The organism is Halorhodospira abdelmalekii (assembly GCF_016583625.1).
Lineage (GTDB): Bacteria > Pseudomonadota > Gammaproteobacteria > Nitrococcales > Halorhodospiraceae > Halorhodospira > Halorhodospira abdelmalekii.
This window is the reverse complement of record NZ_NRRN01000022.1, coordinates 20,047-38,246: the sequence shown is the minus strand read 5'-3', so window position 1 is coordinate 38,246 and position 18,200 is coordinate 20,047. Positions and strand designations below refer to the sequence as shown.

General features: G+C 63.5%; 18 protein-coding genes. 10 read left to right on the top strand and 8 right to left on the bottom strand.

Annotated elements, in window-relative coordinates; all coding sequences use genetic code 11:
* Positions 1-49 precede the first annotated feature (49 nt).
* The 5 genes from ilvN (at position 50) to CKO15_RS07090 (ending at position 5,883) form a co-directional block, all read left to right on the top strand.
* Complete coding sequence (gene ilvN, locus CKO15_RS07110) at positions 50-544, top strand: acetolactate synthase small subunit (RefSeq protein WP_200193977.1); 495 nt, start codon at positions 50-52, stop codon at positions 542-544.
* Positions 545-690: 146 nt separating this feature from the next.
* Positions 691-1,701: a ketol-acid reductoisomerase gene (ilvC, locus tag CKO15_RS07105; RefSeq protein WP_200193975.1), complete on the top strand. Its 1,011-nt coding sequence runs from the start codon at positions 691-693 to the stop codon at positions 1,699-1,701.
* A gap of 372 nt (positions 1,702-2,073) precedes the next feature.
* A complete protein-coding gene (pssA, locus tag CKO15_RS07100) occupies positions 2,074-2,820 on the top strand; it encodes a CDP-diacylglycerol--serine O-phosphatidyltransferase (protein WP_200193973.1) in 747 nt (248 codons plus the stop codon).
* A 448-nt stretch (positions 2,821-3,268) separates the two neighbouring features.
* On the top strand, positions 3,269-4,975 hold the full coding sequence (locus CKO15_RS07095) for a proline--tRNA ligase (RefSeq protein ID WP_200193971.1): 1,707 nt from the start codon (positions 3,269-3,271) through the stop codon (positions 4,973-4,975).
* The gene (locus tag CKO15_RS07090; protein WP_420842124.1) at positions 4,957-5,883 is read left to right on the top strand and encodes an NAD-dependent epimerase/dehydratase family protein; all 927 of its coding nucleotides are present in this window, start codon (positions 4,957-4,959) and stop codon (positions 5,881-5,883) included. The genes CKO15_RS07095 and CKO15_RS07090 overlap by 19 nt, the downstream gene beginning before the upstream one ends.
* Here CKO15_RS07090 and CKO15_RS07085 read toward each other — a convergent pair.
* Genes CKO15_RS07085 through hda form a run of 3 tightly spaced genes read right to left on the bottom strand, consistent with a single transcriptional unit; the run spans position 5,848 to position 8,256 of the window.
* Positions 5,848-6,132 (bottom strand): acylphosphatase, encoded by a 285-nt coding sequence (locus CKO15_RS07085; RefSeq protein ID WP_200193969.1) that lies wholly within the window; start codon positions 6,130-6,132, stop codon positions 5,848-5,850. The two genes, CKO15_RS07090 and CKO15_RS07085, sit on opposite strands and share 36 nt — an antisense overlap.
* Positions 6,129-7,508 (bottom strand): YihY family inner membrane protein, encoded by a 1,380-nt coding sequence (locus tag CKO15_RS07080; RefSeq protein ID WP_200193967.1) that lies wholly within the window; start codon positions 7,506-7,508, stop codon positions 6,129-6,131. The genes CKO15_RS07085 and CKO15_RS07080 overlap by 4 nt, the downstream gene beginning before the upstream one ends.
* Before the next feature lie 7 nt (positions 7,509-7,515).
* Complete coding sequence (gene hda, locus CKO15_RS07075) at positions 7,516-8,256, bottom strand: DnaA regulatory inactivator Hda (RefSeq protein ID WP_200193965.1); 741 nt, start codon at positions 8,254-8,256, stop codon at positions 7,516-7,518.
* Between the two features lie 166 nt (positions 8,257-8,422).
* Between hda and CKO15_RS07070 the strand changes: the two genes are divergently transcribed.
* The 5 genes from CKO15_RS07070 to CKO15_RS07050 all read left to right on the top strand — a co-directional run bounded on the left by CKO15_RS07070 (position 8,423) and on the right by CKO15_RS07050 (position 13,264).
* On the top strand, positions 8,423-9,190 hold the full coding sequence (locus CKO15_RS07070) for a DUF481 domain-containing protein (protein ID WP_200193963.1): 768 nt from the start codon (positions 8,423-8,425) through the stop codon (positions 9,188-9,190).
* Positions 9,177-10,361 carry a DUF2066 domain-containing protein gene (locus CKO15_RS07065; protein WP_200193961.1) on the top strand — a complete coding sequence of 395 codons (1,185 nt, stop codon included), beginning with the start codon at positions 9,177-9,179 and terminating at the stop codon, positions 10,359-10,361. Before CKO15_RS07070 ends, CKO15_RS07065 begins: the two co-directional genes overlap by 14 nt.
* Positions 10,362-10,504: 143 nt before the next feature.
* Positions 10,505-11,605, top strand: a complete 1,101-nt coding sequence (purM, locus tag CKO15_RS07060; protein WP_200193959.1) for a phosphoribosylformylglycinamidine cyclo-ligase — start codon at positions 10,505-10,507, stop codon at positions 11,603-11,605.
* A gap of 116 nt (positions 11,606-11,721) precedes the next feature.
* Positions 11,722-12,468 carry a phosphoribosylglycinamide formyltransferase gene (gene purN, locus CKO15_RS07055; protein WP_420842126.1) on the top strand — a complete coding sequence of 249 codons (747 nt, stop codon included), beginning with the start codon at positions 11,722-11,724 and terminating at the stop codon, positions 12,466-12,468.
* Positions 12,469-12,568: 100 nt separating this feature from the next.
* Entirely contained in the window at positions 12,569-13,264 is a 696-nt protein-coding gene (locus CKO15_RS07050; RefSeq protein ID WP_200193955.1) for a DUF3108 domain-containing protein, read from the top strand.
* Positions 13,265-13,317: 53 nt separating this feature from the next.
* Here CKO15_RS07050 and dcd read toward each other — a convergent pair whose 3' ends face one another.
* The 5 genes from dcd to CKO15_RS07025 form a co-directional block, all read right to left on the bottom strand.
* Entirely contained in the window at positions 13,318-13,884 is a 567-nt protein-coding gene (gene dcd, locus CKO15_RS07045) for a dCTP deaminase (protein ID WP_200193953.1), read from the bottom strand.
* A 20-nt stretch (positions 13,885-13,904) separates the two neighbouring features.
* Positions 13,905-14,606, bottom strand: a complete 702-nt coding sequence (locus CKO15_RS07040; RefSeq protein WP_200193951.1) for a DUF1640 domain-containing protein — start codon at positions 14,604-14,606, stop codon at positions 13,905-13,907.
* A gap of 387 nt (positions 14,607-14,993) precedes the next feature.
* A complete protein-coding gene (gene mgtE, locus CKO15_RS07035) occupies positions 14,994-16,343 on the bottom strand; it encodes a magnesium transporter (protein WP_200193950.1) in 1,350 nt (449 codons plus the stop codon).
* A gap of 11 nt (positions 16,344-16,354) precedes the next feature.
* The gene (locus CKO15_RS07030) at positions 16,355-17,257 is read right to left on the bottom strand and encodes an undecaprenyl-diphosphate phosphatase (RefSeq protein ID WP_200193948.1); all 903 of its coding nucleotides are present in this window, start codon (positions 17,255-17,257) and stop codon (positions 16,355-16,357) included.
* Positions 17,258-17,357: 100 nt separating this feature from the next.
* Positions 17,358-18,134 carry a hypothetical protein gene (locus CKO15_RS07025; protein WP_200193946.1) on the bottom strand — a complete coding sequence of 259 codons (777 nt, stop codon included), beginning with the start codon at positions 18,132-18,134 and terminating at the stop codon, positions 17,358-17,360.
* Positions 18,135-18,200 lie beyond the last annotated feature (66 nt).

Genomic DNA, 18,200 nt, shown 5'->3' with positions numbered 1-18,200 from the left:
AGATTTCACCGTTTATTTGGCTTAGCGGCGACAGCGGGAGCTTCGGTCCATGCGACATATCATCTCTATGCTCGTCGAGAACGAGTCTGGCGCGCTTTCGCGCATCGCGGGCATGTTTACCGCCCGCGGCTACAACATTGAGTGTCTGACGGTCGCCCCGACCGACGATCCGAGCATCTCCCGCCTGACTTTGGTCACCATCGGTGACGATCAAATCATTGAGCAGATCATCAAGCAGCTCAACAAGTTGCTCGATGTGGTGAAGGTCGTTGACATGACCGAGGGGCGTCATATCGAGCGTGAGATGATGCTCGTAAAGGTCGCCGCCGGCGCCCTGGAACAGCGCGACGAGTTCAAGCGCCTGACCGATATCTTCCGCGGTCGTATCCTCGATGTGACGGAGAAGATCTACACGATCGAGCTGACCGGCACCAGCGATAAGCTCGATGCCTTCGTCGATGCCCTCGGCGGGAGCAACATCTTGGAGGTGGTGCGCTCTGGGGTCATCGGGATCAGCCGCGGTGAGCGCCACCTGAAGGTTTAGGCTGGCTTGGTTAGGCGCGCGGCCTGTCTCTGGCTGGCTGGATCGAGCGAACTCGGCGATGCAGCGCAGCTCGACGCTGCAACAGACCGAAAATTCATTTCGGACAATTCATTCAAAAAGAATTCATTTAAAGAGTAACTGCCACTATGAAAGTCTACTACGACAAAGACGCTGACCTTTCGCAGATCACCCGCCGCCGGGTCGCCATCATCGGCTACGGCTCGCAGGGGCACGCCCACGCCAACAACCTGAAGGAGTCGGGGGTGACCGTCGTCGTCGGTCTGCGCGCCGGTTCGAGCTCGGCGGCGAAGGCGGAGGCAGCCGGGCTGGAGGTCGCGAGTGTCGAGGAGGCGACGCGCGGCGCCGATGTGGTGATGCTGCTGGTCCCCGATGAGAGCGCCCCGGCCATCTACTCGCAGCAGGTCGAGCCGAATCTCAAGGAGGGGGCAGCGGTCGCCTTCGCGCACGGGTTTAACATCCACTACGGCCAGATCAAGCCGCCGGCCCACTGTGATGTCATCATGATTGCGCCGAAGGGACCGGGCCATACGGTGCGGGCGACTTACGTCGCTGGCGGCGGGGTGCCGTCGCTGATCGCGATTGAGCAGGATGCCAGCGGGCAGGCGAAGGAGATCGCGCTGGCTTATGCGGTGGCGAATGGCGGTGGGCGCTCGGGGATCATCGAGACGACCTTCCGTGAGGAGACCGAGACCGATCTGTTCGGTGAGCAGACGGTCCTCTGTGGCGGCATCGCGGCGCTGATCGAGGCGGGGTTTGAGACGCTGGTGGAGGCCGGTTACGCCCCGGAGATGGCCTACTTCGAGTGCCTGCACGAGACGAAGCTGATTGTCGATCTGCTCTATGAGGGCGGTCTGGCGAATATGCGTTATTCGGTCTCGAATACGGCGGAGTACGGCGATTTTACGCGCGGGCCGCGGGTGATCAATGAGGAGTCGCGGGAGGCGATGCGGGAGATTCTGGAGGAGATCCAGAATGGTGAGTTTGCCCGTGAGTTTGTGTTGGAAAACCAGGCTGGAGCGCCGACGCTGCATGCGCGGCGGCGGCTGGCGCGTGAGCATCCGATCGAGGAGGTCGGGGAGCGGCTGCGCGGGATGATGCCGTGGATCACCGCCAATAAGTTGGTCGATCGCGATTGATCGAGTGAAGTAGAGGCCTCGGTCAGTTGGTTTTTCTAAGGCGAACTGACTGGGGCTCTGCTTGTAGGGCGAAGCCACTGAACGGACGGAGGCCTCAGTCAGTTGGTTTTTCTGAAGCGAACTGACTGGGGCTCTGCTTGTAGGGCAGAGCCACTGAACGGACGGAGGCTTCAGTCAGTTGGTTTTTCTGAAGCGAACTGACTGGGGCTCTGCTTGTGGGGCGGAGCCACTGAACGGACGGAGGCCTCAGTCAGTTGGTTTTTCTGAAGCGAATTGACTGGGGCTTTGCTTGTGGGACGGAGCCGCAGCGCGGACGGTGGCCTCCGTCCGTTGGTCTTTGGAAGCAGGCCGAGGAGAGTCGTCGAAAGATTTATGAATAAACCTCGCCGCCGCGGTATCTTTCTGTTGCCCAATCTCTTTACGACGGGCTGTCTCTTCTTTGGCTTCTTGGGCATCATCCTGGCGATCGAGGGCAACTTTGCCATGGCGGCGATCGCGGTGCTTATCGCGATGCTCTTTGATGGACTGGATGGCCGGGTGGCCCGCCTGACCCGGACTGAGAGCGACTTTGGGGTGCAGTACGACTCGCTGGCCGATATGGTCAGTTTTGGGTTGGCGCCGGGGATGATCGTCTTTTTGTGGGCGCTCGGTGAAAATGATGTCGGGCCCTTATGGGGGAACGGCGGCTGGCTTGCGGCCTTTCTCTATGTGGCGTGTACGGCGCTGCGATTGGCGCGTTTCAATACGCAGAGTGGGGTCAGTGATAAGAGTTATTTTCAGGGGTTGCCGAGTCCGGCGGCGGCGGGCACCGTTGTCAGTATGGTGTGGCTCGGTGATACGCTAGGGTTGACGGGGTTTTCGGCGGCAGTACCAGCGGCGATCATCACCATTGCTACGGCGGTGATGATGGTGAGCAATATCCGGTACGATAGTTTTAAGGAGTTGGATTTTCGGTATCGGGTGCGGTTCACTGCGATCGTCGGGTTGGTGGTAGGCTTGATTTTTGTTGCGGTGCATCCGCCGACGGCTATTTTTTTGGGCTTTGTGGCTTATCTGGTTTCGGGGCCGGTGTTGACGGGGGTGCGGTTGCGGAGACACCGTGGGCGGCGCGGGGCTTGATCTGAACGCTTCGCTTTGAATTGGTTGACCGCCGTTTTAGTTGACCGCCGTTGCTCGCTGACTACCTGCCGTTGCAGGTTAGCTAACCGCCGTTGCGTGGCATGCTGCTTCCTCGATTAAGCTCGGGCCGCCGTTGCATGGCATGCCTCCAGGGGACGCTGCAAGTCCATCCATGGAAGCTCCCACTCGCCATCCATGGCGAGGGAGGCCCCTGGAGGCAGCCATTGCAACTTCGGCCCTCCGTGCAATCCCGACTCCTGCACCCTTCGAACGAGGTCCTAACGCCGGGCGAACCGTTTCTCAGTTTCTCAAAGGTGAAGCCGAGTCCCCGTGTTCCGCAAACTACCGCCCTACCGCCGTAAGCACACAGGCCAGCTCATGCGACTGACTTTACTTTCGCAAATTTTAGCAACAACTCATTGATTAAATTTAGATAACGGAGCTGCTCATGCGAGCAACACGCTTTCCTCTGTCAACATTGCGCGAGACACCGGCCGATGCCGAGGTGATCAGCCATCAGTTGATGCTACGGGCCGGGATGATTCGGCGCTTGGCCTCTGGCCTCTATACGTGGTTGCCGCTCGGGTTGCGGGTGCTGCGGCGGGTTGAGCAGATCGTGCGCGAGGAGATGAATCGCGCCGGGGCGCTAGAGGTGTTGATGCCGGCGGTGCAACCGGCCGAATTGTGGCAGGAGTCGGGGCGCTGGGAGAAGTACGGCCCGGAGTTGCTGCGGTTGCAGGATCGGCATTCGCGGCCCTTTTGCTTTGGGCCGACGCACGAGGAGGTGGTGACCGATCTCTTTCGCCGGGAGATCCGCAGCTATAAGCAGTTGCCGGTGAATTACTACCAGATCCAGACCAAGTTCCGTGATGAGATTCGGCCGCGTTTTGGGGTGATGCGAGCGCGTGAGTTCCTGATGAAGGATGCCTACTCGTTTCACCTGGATGGAGAGTGCCTGTCCCGAGAGTATGAGTTGATGCACGCCACGTACTGCCGGATCTTTGAGCGGACGGGGCTGGCGTTTCGGGCGGTTGAGGCCGATACCGGGGCGATCGGCGGCAGTCTCTCGCATGAGTTTATGGTGCTGGCCGATTCGGGCGAGGATGCGGTCGCGGTCTGTGCCGAGAGTGGCTATGCGGCGAATGTCGAGTTGGCGCCGTCGTTGCCACCTCAGTCGCCGCGAGCAGCGCCGGAGGAGGCGATGGAGGAGGTAGCGACTCCAGAGCAGCGGACGATCGCTGAGGTGAGCGCCTTTTTGGGGGTCGAGGCGTCGCAGCATATCAAGACGCTGGTGGTCGAGGGGCGCGATGGCGGGTTGGTGGCGCTGCTGCTGCGCGGTGATCACAGCCTCAATGAGGTGAAGACGGAGAAGCACCCGGCAGTTGCGGTGCCGTTGGCCTTTGCCAGTGCCGAGCGAGTCGAGGCGGTGTTGGGCTGTCCCTTCGGTTCGCTCGGACCGGTGGGGTTAGCCGAGCGCGGGGCGGTCGTGATTGCCGATTATGCGGTGGCGCATTTGAGCGATTTTGTCTGTGGGGCAAATCGTGAGGGCTACCATCTGCGTGGGGTCAATTGGGGCCGTGATATCGCAGAGCCGGAGTGTGCCGATCTGCGCGAGGTCGTAGCCGGCGATCCGAGCCCGGATGGTGCGGGGCCGTTGGTGATTCGGCGCGGCATTGAGGTGGGCCATATCTTCCAGCTCGGTGAGACCTACAGTGAGGCGATGGCGGCGAAGGTGCTCGATGAGGCCGGTGAGGAGCGGACGGTGACGATGGGCTGCTACGGCATCGGCGTCTCGCGCGTGGTCGCAGCGGCGATTGAGCAGAATCACGATGCCCAGGGGATCTGCTGGCCTGGGCCGCTGGCGCCCTTCCAGGTGGCGTTGGTGGCGATTAAGGCGGAGCAGCCGGAGGTGCATGAGGCAGCAGAGGATCTCTACGCCGAGTTGATGGCGAGCGGGATCGATGTCTTCTACGACGATCGTGATTTGCGCCCTGGGGTGAAGTTTGCCGATATGGAGTTGATCGGGATTCCGCACCGGCTGGTGGTCAGCCCGCGCGGGCTGCAGGAGGGGTTGGTGGAGTATAAGGGGCGCTGCGATGAGGCGCCGATTACGCTGGCGCGTGAGGAGGTGGTGGCGTGGCTGAAGAGTCGGTAATGCGGGTGCTGATCGCCGGCTGTGGCCGGCTGGGCCAGGCGGTCGGGCTGGAGTTGGCGGCCGCGGGACACGAGGTCTTTGGGCTGCGCCGCAATCCGAGTGCGCTGCCGGAGGCGATCGCGCCGGTGGCAGCCGATCTCTTGGCCCCGCCCGATGAGTGGGCGGAGCGCTTACCGGAGCGGCTCGATCGGGTCTACTACATTGTCACCCCGGCTGACTTTACCGATGAGAGCTATCGCCTAGCCTTTGTCGCCGGGCTGGCGAATTTGCGTGATGCGCTGCTCACCCAGGGGCAGCAGCCGCAGCGGCTGCTCTTTGCTTCGAGTACGGCGGTCTACGGTCAGCAGGCCGATGAGTGGATCGATGAGACGAGTCCGACGGTGCCGGAGCGCTTTTCGGGGGCGCGTCTGCTGGAGGCCGAGGGGCTGCTGCAGGCGATGCCGTGGCCGACGGTGACGGTCCGTTTGGGCGGGATTTACGGCCCTGGGCGGGATCTCTTTATTCGTAAGGTGCGCGCCGGGGAGGCGTGTCGCGATGCGGGGTTTAGTAACCGGATTCACGCCGACGACGCTGCCGGGCTGTTGGCCCATCTGGGGCTGCTGGAGGAGATGGAATCGTTTGTCGATCCGGGGTGCGGGCAGCTCGCCGTCTTTCTTGGGGTCGATGATGAGCCGACAACTGGGTGCGCGGTGATGGACTTTATCGCCGCGCAGCTCGGGCTGCCGCAGCCGCCGCGGGCGCCTGCCGGGGAAGAGGAGAGCGGGCGGCGGGCGATGGGGGTCGGCAGCAAGCGCGGGCGCAACGCGAAGCTCAAGCGCGCTGGCTATGCGTTGCGCTATCCGACCTTCCGCGAGGGCTATCGAGCGTTGTTATCAGCCGATGGTGAAGGCGCCGGCAGTCGGCGGTGAGGCGTCGGTCGCGGCGCACTCGACGTCGTCGACGCGGGCGGCAGGGGGGCCACGGTGCAGCCACGCCTGCATGGTGGCGACTGCCTCTGGGGGGCCGCAGAGTAGGACTTCGACGCGGCCGTCGGGGAGGTTGCGGGCGTAGCCGGCGAGCCCGAGCTGGCGCGCTTGGTCGCGGGTGTGGGCACGAAAACACACCCCCTGGACACGGCCGCTGATGAAGCAGCGGCGACGCTCTTCTTGGTGGCTCATCGCTGCCCTCCTCTCTCTGTTGGGGCGAAGAGTTCACTGAGGGGAACGGCCAGGGCCTGGTCGAGGTCTTGTTCGGCCTGGCGGAGGCGCGCGGCGAGGCGGGCCTGCCAGGTGATGACTTCCGGGGGGCTGCCCTCTTCTGGCCCCTGCTGCTCAGGATCGGTGTCGGCGGCGGCGCTCTCGGGCGCGGCGATCTCGCTCAGGCGCGGCAGCGGGTAGGCGTGGCGGCGCTGAATCTCGCCCAGGGTGAGGTAGGCGGCATCCCGCGCGAGCAGCCATTCGCCTTGATCGCTGCGCTCGACGATGTGGCTCTCGCGCAGTTGTTCGAGGGTCTCGGCGAGGACGACGGCTTCGAGTTGCGGTTCGAGTTCGAGCAGTTCGGCGAAGGTGAGTCCACTGCCGCTGCGTTGGCCGCTGTAGAGGTGGCCGAGCAGCCGGGTGACGCGCAGCAGTGCGCCGCGCTGGGTGCTCAGGGTGCTGGCGGTAAGCTGGCGGCGGTAGTTGCTCAGGCCGTGGGTGATCTCAGCGCCGATGAGGATGACCCACCACGAGATGTAGAGCCAGAGCAGGAAGATCGGCAGTGCTGCCAAGGCGCCGTAGATGATCTCGTAGGTCGGGGCGCTGGTGACAAAGGCGGCGAAGCCGTGCTTGGCGATCTCGAAGAGGGCCGAGGCGCAGAGCCCGCCGAGTACAGCGTGGCTGACGGGCACGCGGCAGTGCGGAACGATGGCGTAGATTAAGGTAAAGACCACCGCCTGGACGATGAAGGGGGCGATGGCGACGAGCTGGGCGACGACGACCGAGGGCGGTTCGATGGCGCCGAGGCTAATCGCGCCCATGCCGGAGGTCGCAGCGATGCTCGCCCCGATGAGCAGGGGGCCGACGGTCAGTACGGTCCAGTAGACCATGAAGCGCTGCACGGTCGGGCGGGGGCGGCGCACCCCCCAGAGGCCGTTGAGGACACGCTCGACGGAGTTAAGCAGCAGCAGCGAGGAGACGGCCAGGCCGACGATGCCGACGGCGGTCAGTTCGGCGGCTCGCCCCATGAAGCTTTCGAGGTGTTCGTCGACGGTCTCGCTGGCTGCCGGCACGAGGTGTTCGATCATCAGCTCGCGCAGCCGATCGGTGACATCGGCAAAGACGGGAAAGGCGGTCAGCACGGAGAAGCCGATGGTCAGCAGCGGGACGATCGCCAGCAGGGTGACGTAGGCGAGCATACCGGCACTCTTGAAGCAATCGTCGCTGCTGATGCGCCGCACCAGGTAGCGGAAGAAGTAGAAGAGCTGGTAGGCCGGGGCTTGCCAGCGCCGCCACTGGCGCTCAATTCTGGGGTGCTGGCGAAGTTTTGCCGCTGCGCTGTGCCAATTCAGCTGCATGGCGGAGCTATCCTCTCGGTGGTGGCTCGCCGTCTGGGTGCGAGTCGGGATGCGGGTCACGGTCGACGATCTGGCGGACGAAGGGGACGGTCAGGCGCCGTCCGGCGGCGAGGGAGGCGCGGTCGAGTTCGTCGAAGAGGGTCAGCAGCCGCGGCAGATCGCGCGGAACGCGGCGGATCAGGTAGCGGAGGGTCGCCTCGGGCAAATCGAGTCCACGGTTGATCGCGCGCTGACGGACGATCTCTAGGCAGGTGCTCTCGGTGGGCGGCTGCAGGGCGACGACCCCGCCCCAACTGAGGCGTGAGCGCAGGTCGGCGAGTTTGAGTGTCAGCTGACTCGGCGGCTTGCGGGCGGCGAAGAGCAGTGGTACCTGGCGATCGCTGGCACGGTTGAAGAGGTGAAAGAGGGCGATCTGCCAATCCTCGCGCCCTTCGAGGACGTCGAGTTCGTCGACGGCGACGAGGCCGACCTGTTCGTGGCCGCGCAGGACGTAGTAGCCGTATTCAAGCAGTTGGGCAAGCGGCAGATAGGCGGCCGGGCGCCCGAGTTCGCTGGCCCGCCGACACGCTGCCTGCAGCAGGTGGCTCTTGCCACTGCCACGGCCGCCGTGGAGAAAGAGGCCCGGGAGGTGGGCCGCCCGCCCTTCGGCACAGTCGCGCACCCAGCGCACCGCTTCGGCGTGCTCGCCCGCGACAAAGCGCTGGAAGTCGGCCGCCTCGTTCCATTTGATTGCCAACGGTAGTTGCAACGCTGCCGCTCCTCTACTCCCAAACGGGCCTCTCGAATAGTCCCAGCACAGCCTTCAATCAGCGCGGTCTTTGAACGCCTCCGAAGACCCTTGAATCGTACCGACGAGTCGGCCATGGTAGCGCGCTGTCGTCCTCAATACTAAACTCTAATCGGAAGGTCGTGTGATGTCTGCGTACAATGAACCTGTGCGAACCTCGCCAATCCATCTCTTCGTCGCGGCGGCAGCAGTCTGTTTCGGTGCGGGAGTGCCACTGAGCGCCCTCGCCGGGGAGAGCGAGCGGCGCACGGAGGCGGAGGCCACCGCCGGAGCGTCGATCCATCGCGGCAATACCGATTCGGAGCGCTACAGCGTGACGTTCGACTATCGGGCACGTTCGGCGGTCCATCGGGTCGTCTTTGATGCTGAGGCCAACCGCGGCAAGAGCGATGGCGTGCAGGATGTCAATAACACCCGGGCGGGGACAAAGTACGACTGGTTCTTCCACGGGCCGTGGTATGCGAACACGAACGTCTCGTGGCGGCAGGATCGCGAAGCCGATCTTTACGGGCGCTACTCGCTCGGTGCTGGTCTTGGTTATCAGTTTTTTGACGATGAGCGGCTGCGGCTATCGGCGGAGTTCGGCCCGAGCTATATTTATGAAAAGGCGCTGGCTACGCGCGCGAGTTCCGATGAGGGGGCGGTGCGCTGGGCGCTCGACTATCGGCAGTATATCCTAGACGGAGTGCTGCGCCTCTTCCACCGCCACGAGCTGGTGATGACGGCCGATGACAGCGACGATTGGTTTGCAACGACGCGCACCGGGCTGCGTTTGCCGCTCTATGAGAGCCTGAGTGTGAGCCTGCAGTTGAACTACGACTACGACAATCAGACTACGGCCGAGCATCGTTACGATTCGACGACGCTCCTGACGTTGACCTATGACTGGCATTAGGCAGACTCGGCGGGCTCGTCCCGTACGGCCGTGCGGTTGGGGCCGAGCGCTGCGCTGGCTGCTGCCGGTGTTGGCGTTGCTCGGCGGGATGGTGATGGCTGTCGGCAGTGCTGCGGCGAGCGAGTCCATCGAGCAACGTCTGCTAAGCGTTGAGGTCGACGTAGCCGGACGCAGTGCCGAGGCGCGGCGCGGCGCAGCGGTCGACGCTCTGGAACGGCTGCTTGAGCTGTGGACCGGCGAGTACACCGGTCTTGCGGAGGATCACCCTGGGCGCGCCCTCTTTGCCGAGGCGGAGCGCTTTATCGAAGGCTATCGCTACGTCAGCGGTGATGCGGGGCTGCGAATCGAGCTGCGCTTCGACGGTGCGGCGGTGCGCGGAGCCCTCGGTGAGCAGGGGGTGGCGGTTTGGGATCATCGCCGGCGCCCGCTCCTACTCTGGGCCGGAATCGAGGTCGATGGCGAGCGTTTCTTGCTAGGCAGTCACGCTGAGGGGCAGCCGCAGGCGGTCGCCGAGGCTGCGGCAGTGCTGCGTGAGCAGTCGCGAGAGTACGGCTTACCGCTGATTTTGCCGCTGCTCGATCTGGAGGATCGAGGTCAGGTGCGGTTCTCCGATATTTGGGGTGGCTTTGACGATCGGCTGCGCGAGGCGTCGATCCGCTACGGGCAGACGACGCTGATCGGTGCCGGCTTGCGCCAGACCTCGGCGGGCGCCTGGCGCGGGCGCTGGCAGGCGATCATTGGCGAGGATCAGATCACCTATCAAACCGGTCCGGGCTCGCTGGAGGCAGTGGTCGGCGCTGCCTTTGCGCAGCTCGGCAGCTACTTTGTAGAGCGTTTTGCCGGTGTCCCTGGTGAGGGCGCCGGGGAACGGCTGCAGCTGACGATTGCTGGTGTTGAAGGGCTCGCCGATTACGCTACGCTGATAAGCTATTTGCGGGGGGTCGCGGGGGTCGAACGGGTGCTGGTCCGGCAGGCTGCCGGGGAGGAGCTGACGGTTGAGTTGCGGTTGGCGCAGTCGCCGGAGCGGGTGGTTGGAGCCCTTGAGCGCTCTGTCTATCTCGCTCGGGAACCGGGGCTTGATGAGCGTTCGGAGCTGCCCGATGAGTACGGGGAGCACACGGAGCACAAGGAGCGAGCCGAGATGCGCGGTTATCGCTGGCGTGGGGGGTAGGCGTCGGGTAGCGTCGGGTAGCGGGGTACCGGGGTAGCTGGGTAGCGCCGCTTTGATCGAAGCCTCGGTAAACTGCGACGGGGGGGAAGACGGGCGGGCTATAGCATACGCGCGCATGAGATATAGACAACAGGAGTGGATCATTGGTGAATGAAGAAGGGCCGCTAACCTACCGCAACGCTGGGGTCGATATCGATGCCGGCAACGAATTGGTGCGTCGCATCCGCCCGGCTGTCGAGGGGACGCGGCGCCCGGAGATGCTCGGGAGTATCGGTGGCTTCGGAGGCCTGATTGAGCTGCCGAGCGGCTACCGGCGCCCGGTACTGGTCGCCGGCACCGATGGCGTCGGCACGAAGCTGCGGTTGGCCATCGAGACGGGGCGCCACGATACAATCGGCACCGATCTGGTGGCGATGTGCGCGAACGATGTGGTGGTTCAAGGGGCGGAACCGCTCTTTTTTCTCGACTACTACGCCACCGGCAAGCTCGATATTGAGACGGCTGCGGCGATCGTTGAGGGCATTGCGGCCGGTTGCCGGGAGGCTGGGGCGGCGCTGCTCGGCGGTGAGACGGCGGAGATGCCGGGGCTCTACGCCGGCGCCGACTACGATCTAGCCGGTTTCTGTGTCGGCGTCGTCGAACGCGATGCATTGATCGAGGGGACGACCATCACCCCTGGCGATGTGCTGCTTGCCCTGCCCTCCTCCGGCCCGCACGCGAACGGTTTTTCTTTGATTCGCAGGATCTTGGAGCGGCATCCGCAGGCGCTCACCGAGCAGAACGTGGAGGGGGAGCCGCTGCTAGAGTGGTTGCTGCGACCGACGCGGATCTACGTCGGCAGTGTGCTCGATCTGATCGCTGAGGTGCCGGTCAAGGGGCTGGCTCATATCACCGGCGGCGGTCTGCCGGAGAATCTGCCGCGTATCTTGCCGAGTGGCTGTGCTGCGGAGTTGAATGGGTGGCCGTGGCCGGCCGGTTTTGAGTGGCTGGCGCGCGCTGGGCAGATCGAGCGCGGTGAGATGTTGCGCACCTTTAATTGTGGGGTTGGGTTTGTCGTTTGTGTTCCGGCTGCTGCGGCTGAGCAAGCGCTGGCCTGTCTGCAGGGGCGCGGTGAGGCGGCGTGGCAACTCGGGACTGTGGTCGCTGCGACTGATGAGGGTGAGGGTGAAGTTGAGGGTGTGGATGCTGCGGCTCGCGCGGGAGGTGCGGCAGCGCGGCTGCGGATCGACGGCGGGGCGGTATGAGTCAAACGGGGGTGGGTGCGGCTGGCCCTGTGGGTGTGGGCGTGGCTGTGGGCGCAGTTGGTGACGGTGCAGTCGGTGGGGATGGAGTCGCCGAGCGGCGACGTACTCCGGCCCGGATTGCGGTGCTAATCTCTGGCAGCGGCAGTAATCTGCAGGCTTTGTTGGATGATCGGCGGCACTGCGATGGTGAGGTCGTCGCCGTGCTCAGCAATCGCGCTGAGGCGTACGGGTTGCAGCGGGCGGCAGCGGCCGGTGTGGCGCAGCGGGTGGTTGATCATCGAAAGTACGCGGAGCGGGCCGATTTTGATGCGGCGCTGGTCGCTGAGCTTGAGGCGGTCGGTGTCGATTTGGTGGTGTTGGCCGGTTTTATGCGAATCTTGACGCCGGAGTTTGTCACTCGCTTCACTGGTCGTTTGCTGAATATCCACCCTTCGCTGCTGCCGGACTTTCGGGGGCTGCATACCCATGAGCGGGCGCTCGCTGCCGGGGTCTGTGAGCACGGCTGTACGGTCCATTTTGTGATTCCGGAGTTAGATGCCGGCCCAGGGATCGTTCAGGGTGTCGTGCCGGTCGAACCAGGGGAGTCGGTCGACTCTTTGCAGCAGCGGGTGCATGCGCAGGAGCATCGGGTCTACCCGTTGGCGGTCCGCTGGTTTTGCAGTGGCCGGCTGCAGTGGACCGACGAAGGCCCACGACTCGACGGGCGGTTGTTACGCGCGCCGCTGCGTCTCTACCCTGACGATGATTTGGAGGCGTTTGATGCCGATCCGCATGCTTTCTGCCTCGCCCGCGACAATGACAGCGGCAGCGACTGCGACTGCGGTAGCGACTGCAACTGCGACAGGAGTGGTGGACGTGGCTGAGTGGCTGCGGATGTGGGGCCGAAGCGCTATGTGGCGTTTATTCGGCTTTGCACCTTCACTCTCTTCTCGGTTTACGCTGCGGCTGTGTACATTCGGGATCGTGGCAATAGTCGCGGCCGGATCTGGCACAGCAGCCGCGGAGACGGAGACGCCAGCCCGCATTCCGCCCTTTTTTGCCGAGTATGCAGTTACGCTCGGGCGCTTAACGTTGGGGCACAGTACGCTAGAGCTTACCTACCCGGAGACGGATCGTTTTCGTTATGAGATGTTTGTCTCGCCGAGCGGTCTGGCTCGGATGATTCTCGGTACGGACTATACCGATATCACTGAGGGGCGAATTACGGAGGCGGGCAAGCTGGAGCCGGAGCGTTTTCGTCATGAGCGTGAGGGGCGTGATGAGCGGGTGGAGGAGATTGTTTTTGACCGGGAGGCGGGAGTCGTTCGTTTTGATGGAGAGGAGGAGCTGGAGTGGTCCCCTGAGTATGTCGATCGGCTGTTGCCGCAGTTGTTGATTATGCGAGACTTAAGTGGCCGCATCGGTGAGACGCTGCGCTACGCTATCGCCGATGGTGGGGAGGTCTCTGACTATACGTTTCGGGCGATGGGGCGTGAGCGGGTCAGTGTGGATGCGGGGCGGTTTCGAGCCGAGCGGATTAAGCGGGTGCGCGATAACGGGGATCGTGAGTCGAACGCTTGGGTCGATCCGGAGCAGTACAATCTTCCGGTAAAGATTGAGCATGTGGCGGGGGGGCGGACATTTATCATGGAGCTGAAGTCGGTCCGGTTTGGGGAGTGACGGAGGGGGGCACTCCCCCCGCCGCGGTGGCGGCGTGACCGACGGGGTACTGGCTAAGAGCGGGGTAGAGTCACCCCGCGCTGCTTCATATACTTCCCGCCACGATCAGCGTACGACGTCGCGCACGACTCATCGGACTCGAAGAAGAGCATCTGCGCAACCCCTTCGTTGGCGTAGATCTTCGCCGGCAGCGGTGTGGTGTTAGAGAACTCAAGAGTAACGTGTCCCTCCCACTCTGGCTCCAGCGGGGTGACGTTGACAATGATGCCACAGCGGGCGTAGGTCGACTTCCCAACGCAGACAGTCAAGACGTTACGCGGGATGCGGAAATACTCCAGGGTATAGGCGAGCGCGAAAGAGTTCGGCGGAATGATGCAGACGTCGGCGTGGACGTCCACAAAACTGTTAGCATCGAACGCCTTTGGATCGACCACTGCCGAGTTGATGTTGGTGAAGATCTTGAAATCGGTAGCACAACGAACGTCGTAGCCGTAACTTGAAGTGCCGTACGAGATCACCCGCTGCTCATTGACAGTGCGCACTTGATTGGGTTCGAAGGGCTCGATCATGCCGTGCGCCTCGGCCATGTGGCGGATCCAGCGGTCTGATTTTATGGTCATGAAACGGCTCCCTCGCGCACTCATTGGCCTCCTGCGATGGCGAAGAGAGCGGCAATAATCACCAACGTCTGACCAGTGAGCAGTCCCACCACCCATCGCAGGCCACTGCTACGCATCTGCTCGATGTCACGACCGAGTTCGCCGCGGAGCTGTTCGATCTCTTTGGTCAGCCGACCTTCCGATTCGCGCTGCTCGGCGCGTAGTTGCTCAATCTCACGGCTGACATCACCGCGAAGCTGTTCGATCTCTTTGGTCAGCCGGCCTTCCGATTCGCGCTGCTCGCCGCGTAGTTGCTCAATCTCACGACCGAGTTCACCGCGGAGCTGTTCGATCTCTTTGGTCAGCCGACCTTCCGATTCGCGCTGCTCGCCGCGTAGTTGCTCAATCTCACGGCTGACATCGCCGCGTAGTTGCTCAATCTCACGGCTGACATCACCGCGTAGTTGCTCAATCTCACGGCTGACATCACCGCGTAGTTGCTCAATCTCACGACTGACATCACCGCGTAGTTGCTCAATCTCCAGCCGCAACCGCCCTTCAAGTTCGATGATCTCCTTTTTCAGACGCAGTTCAGTCTCCGACAGGGCCGACTGGGTGGCCAAATCGCGCACCTCGGGGTAGCGCTCCTCCATGCGCTCGAAGGCCTCGGCGATGAGCCGCGCACGGGTCTTCTCGTCGGGGGCCGACGAGAGTTTCTCATAGAATTCGACAACGGAAGTCATGCCAGGATGTTAGCCCTAAGTACAGGGGACGGGCAAGCATCTCACCCATCGCAGCCCACCAAGGTCGACAATGAGTCCGCCTCAGGCCGTCACGCTGCCACCGCGGCGGGGGGGTGACGCGCCCCCAGGCGAGGTCTCGGTCGCAGGGATGCGACCGCGAAGCCTCCAGGGATGGATTCACGGCGTCCTCGCATGGGGGGCCGGCACACCCCCCGCCGCAGCTCACCGAAACCTCGATCAAACCGGCACTCCCCCGCCGCAGCTCACCGAAACCTCGATCAAACTCGGCGATCACTGCGAATGAGCGAGAGAGTGCCTATCCGCACCAGCCTACAACAACCTAAAGCACCAACCTACAGCAACTTAACCTGCCGAAAACAAAAATAACTACAACATATGCCCCAAGAGCGCCGTAGCGATCGCGAAGAAGATCAAGATGCCGGCGATGTCGGCGATCGACGTGATCAACGGCGCACTCGCCGTCGCCGGATCGAGGTTCAGGCGCGCCAAGCCAAACGGCAGCAGCATTCCGATCATGCTGCCGATAAAGACGACCGCCATCATCGCCAGCGCCACCACCCAAGCGATATCGAGGCCGCCACGATAGAGCCCGAGGAGCCAGACTGCCGCGGCAACCGTCACCCCCAGGGCGACTGCAACCAGCGCCTCCTTACCCCATAGGCGCAGCCAGTCACGCGCTCGCACATCACCGGTCGCCAACGCCCGCACCATCAGGGTTGCTGACTGGGTTCCGGCATTGCCGCCGGTATCGACGACCAACGGCAAGAAGGTCACCAACACGATGACGGCTTCGATGGTCTCCTCGTATGAGGCAATAATCGCCCCGCCGAACATGTTGATAAAGACCAGCAGCACGAGCCAACCAACACGGCGCTGGTAGAGCAGGCGGATGCTGGCATCGCGCAAGCTGAAGTTCAGCACGCCGACACCACCGACCTTTTGGAAGTCCTCGGTCGCCTCGGCCTCGGCAACGTCCATGATGTCATCGGGGGTGACAGTACCGAGCAGCACACCTTCGGTGTCGACAACCGGCAGCGCACTCAGATCGTAGCGCTGTACTCGCTCGACGGCCTTCTCACGATCTTCAAAGGCCGAGATGGAGGTGACATGCCGGTCCATCAAGTCGGCGACCGGAGTCTCCGGGTCGGCGACGATAAAGCGGCGAATGGTCAGCGCATCGAGCAGCTTGCCGTGGTGGTCGACGACGTAGATGACGTTGACGGTCTCGGCCTTCTCGCGCTGGCTGCGAATATGCTGCAGGCAGCGCGATACACTCCAGTCGGGGCGCACGGCGATGTAGTCGGGCGTCATCAACCGACCGACACTCTCCGGCGGGTAACCGAGCAGTTCGCGTGCCTCGCGCTGCGCTCCCGGCGGCAGCAGCTCAAGCAGCCGCTGCGTTGCCTCGGCCGGCAGCTCCTGGAAGAGCGCGGTTCGATCGTCGGGGGTCAAACCGGCGATCAGCTCGCGCGTCTCGTGATCGGTCATATCTTGGAGCAGCGCATCCTGGTTGTCGGCCGAGAGGTAGGAGAAGACCTCGGCGGCGCGCGGACGCGGCAGCAGTTTGAAGAGGAAGATCCGCTGCGATTTATCGAGACGCAGGATCAGTTCGGCGACGTCTTGTGCCGGCAACTCTTCGATGCGCGCGCGCACCTCTTTCCAGCGTCGACCATCGAGCAACGGCCGCAGCGCCTCGATGAGCTCTTCGTATTCCATGGCAGTTCCCCCTAGAGCGGATGGTGTATCGGCAAATCCAGGACGCCGGTCAAGATCGCGGCGGCGAGCGCCCAGACGTAGAAGGCAAAGACCTTAAGTTGCGCTCGGTAGAGAAAGTAGATGACCAATTTTAACGAGACGATGCCAACGAGCGCAGCGACAATAAAACCGGCCAACAGGGCGCTGTAGGTGACTCCGTCGAGGCCGCCGAGACGATAGACATCAATCGCCTGGAGCAGGGTCGCCGCACAGATCGTCGGAATCGCCAAAAAGAAGCTGTACTCGGCCGCCCAGCGCCGCTTCAGCCCGGCGAAGAGGCCGAAGACGATCGTCATCGCGCTGCGTGAGAGCCCCGGCATCAGTGCAAAGCCCTGGGCAACGCCGATCAGCGTCGCCGTGCCGAGGCCGGTGCGGCGCAGGCTGCGCCGGCGCGGCGGCAGTTTATCGGTCCAAAAGAGCAGCACGCCGGTGAGCAGCAGCGTCACCCCGATCATCCACGGGTTGGCGAAGATCTGTTCGAAGGCCGCCTTGAGTGACAGGCCGACGACCCCGGTCAGCAACACCGAGAGCATGCCGAGGAGAAAGAGCCGGGCGAAGAGCGGCGGCCCGCTGAAGGCGGCTTTGCCATCGCGGCCATCACGGCCACCGGCCCGTGCCCAGGTGTAGCCCTGGGTCACGACCTCGGCGCTGAAGCGGCGCAGACTCGGCCAGAAGACGACGGCGATGGAGATCAGCGTGCCGACGTGGACGACGAGGTTAAAGAGGATCATCTCGGCGCTCTCGGGCGCCGGCAGCGGCTGCCCCTGGCCGATCAGCCAGTGCTCCAGAAGCACCATGTGGGCCGTCGAGCTGACCGGCAAGAACATGAAGATGCCCTGCACGATACCGAGCAGGACGGCGATCCATAAAGCCATTTAGAGACACACTCCTCGGCAGCTGGGGAAGCCTCGAAAACTTCAGCCGCGGCTCCTGCTCTAGCAGCGGCGATGGTGTCATCACCCTGCCACACCATTGTTAAAAGCGGATGGCGTCGAACTGCAGGCCGAAGTGGTACTGATCGCCGCCGCCGGAGGTCAGCTCCCGGCCGTAGCCGACATCGATCTGCACCAGTTCATCGAGCACGGTGTAGCGCAGCCCGGTAACGCCGTGGACCTTGCTCTCGCTTAAGGTGTCGGAGCTGAACTGGAAGAGCACCTCCCAGCGCCGCGCCAGCTGCCAGTCGAGTGCCAGCGCCCACAGGCCGGCCGTCTCATCGGCCTGCCGGTAGTGGATGCCGCCGATGTTGGCGTGTAGCGTGGTGCGTCGACCCCACTCGACGGTGAGCGGGATCACCAGGTAGTGATCGTCGCGCCGCTCGTCGTTGACGTTGTAGTGCACCCCACCGGCGATGCCGAGGCCATAGCCGTCGCGGTCGACCTCGCGCAACAGCGCCCGGCTGTGCAGGTTGATAAAACCGGCGGCATCGGTCTCTTCCGCGCCGTAGGTGCCAACACCGATGCTGCTCTGCCACGCCCCAGTGCGCCGCAGGGTGAGCGTGCCGAGGGTGGCGATGCGATCGGCCACACCGCGTTCATCGAAGTGCTGATGGCGCAGTTCGACGCGGCCACTGCGCCGGTCGATGAGTTCGGCCTCGACCAGCCGGTAGCCGTCGGCCGGCAGTGGGTAGCCGGCACCGCCGAACCCGCCGAGGTGGCCACTGCCCCCACCGGCCGCTGCCGTGCCACTGCTTAGGAGCGCTGCGCCGGCCGCACCGAGCCACACCGCGACCCACCATCCCGCTATACGCTGCATGTCTCCTCCATTCTGCTCCGTTCTCTCGCCTACAGGACCCCTAAGGGGCGAAGAATCTGGCATAAT